Source organism: Vibrio sp. 1078-1 (assembly GCF_033340475.1).
This window is the reverse complement of the sequence record NZ_JAWOWM010000846.1, coordinates 1-528: the sequence shown is the minus strand read 5'-3', so window position 1 is coordinate 528 and position 528 is coordinate 1. Positions and strand designations below refer to the sequence as shown.

Annotated in this window: 1 protein-coding gene; it reads right to left on the bottom strand. The window is 50.4% G+C overall.

The annotated features are described in order from the left end of the window. On the bottom strand, positions 1-528 hold a 528-nt coding region (locus tag R7190_RS30415), incomplete at both ends, for a thiamine pyrophosphate-dependent enzyme (protein WP_318138282.1).

The window sequence follows — 528 nt, the reverse complement described above, 5'->3', positions numbered from 1 at the left end:
TTTCGCTCGCTAGCATTTCTTTAAGTGCTGGTTCGACTTCTTCTTTCTTGGTGATGGTTTTGCCCGGAATGTCGAAGGCTTTTGCCAACATCACGAAATCTGGGTTGTCATCAAGAATGGTTTCACTGTGGCGACCATCGAAAAACAGCGATTGCCATTGGCGAACCATGCCAAGACGTTGGTTGTTTAGGAGAACAATCTTCACAGGAATTTGGCGACGTTTTAGCGTGCCTAGCTCCTGTACGTTCATCATGAATGAACCGTCACCTGTAATAAGGATAGACTGATCATCCGGACGCGCGACTGATGCGCCCATTGCTGCTGGCAAACCAAAACCCATGGTGCCTAAGCCTGCGGAAGTAATGAAGTTTTGCGGATCGCGTGGCTGAATGTGCTGAGCTGCCCACATTTGGTGCTGGCCTACGTCAGTCGAGACGATGGCGCTGTCTGGCATCATGTCAGATAACTGCTTAAGCAGCAGCGGCGCGTAGATAAGTTCGCCAGGGTGGTCGTAACGCCACTTAAAGC